This window comes from Salinivibrio proteolyticus (assembly GCF_001996165.1).
In the GTDB taxonomy this organism is placed as follows: Bacteria; Pseudomonadota; Gammaproteobacteria; order Enterobacterales; family Vibrionaceae; genus Salinivibrio; species Salinivibrio proteolyticus.
Window position 1 is genome coordinate 1 of record NZ_MUFP01000050.1, and the last position, 1,099, is coordinate 1,099.

General features: G+C 32.6%; 1 protein-coding gene. It reads right to left on the reverse strand.

Annotated features, from left to right (window positions below; all coding sequences use genetic code 11):
• On the reverse strand, nt 1–1,099 hold a 1,099-nt coding region (locus tag BZJ19_RS16925; protein ID WP_201249213.1), incomplete at both ends, for a glycosyltransferase.

Consider the following 1,099-nt stretch of genomic DNA (forward strand, 5'->3'; position numbering starts at 1 on the left):
TAACATGATTATCTTTTAATTTTTTTCTATCTTTTTCTGTTATATTCACAAAATCATATATAATATCTTCAACATTGAAAAGCGGTAACTCTAACCCTTTTAAGTTATATTCATACTGCCATACGTCACAGAAATAACCGTAAGTTTTGGGTTCCATCATATTCTCTACACCTGTAATGCAAGGAACCCCTAGGGATGAAGCCTGAATAATTGCTGTACCACTACCAATAAACAAGTCATAATTGCTTATTGTTTCATCAAATTTTGAATAGTCTAAGGTGCCTTTTAAGACTATCTTATCCTGTAAATTTTCTTGATTGATTTTTTCTTGCATTTCCTTTTTTAATGGACCGTCGCCATATATATCAAATTGAACATCAATACCTTTTGTAATCAACCTATCAATGACTTCTATCATATAAAAATTATAGGTTTTAAATTCAACCAACCGCCCAACAGCTGCAATTTTAATTAGCTTTGTCAAACCACCTGTAAGTTCTATTTGTTTTTTATCTATGACACCTAACCTGAATGTATTAGACTTATCAAACGTTTTCTTTTTATGCTTAATGTAAAGTTCACGAGTGCCTTCAGAAAAGAAAAGTAATGACTCATCCGGAAGATAGCTAAAAATAAATTCTCTATTTAATTTTTCATGCCAAGCAATTTTATCACCACCCCATAAGTACTTTATGTAATGATAAAAACCAATGGTGATGGGAGTGTTTCTATCTTGCGCTTTAGCTATTCGATAGCCAAGCATGGCATGCATACCGTGGTAAACGTGGATTTGGTCAACATCTTTTAATTTTTCTAAGGCTGTTTTATGCTTTAATGGAAAAAGAAGCGGAAAGCGACGGCACAATAGCGATGGGCCATGAAAAACGTCTTCAGCAAAAAATACATTTGCGTACTTTTTCATTTCCATAAGCAACTCTTTATTGCTTTTTTCTGGCTGAGATAGTAATAGAATAGAAGTAGGTAAGTTATTCTTAAATCGCTCTTTTGCCATTCTTACGAAAAACGTTTCTATACCACCAACTGATAGCGCACCATAAATAAAAAGCATATCAATAGCCTTTAATAATTTCTTTGAGTT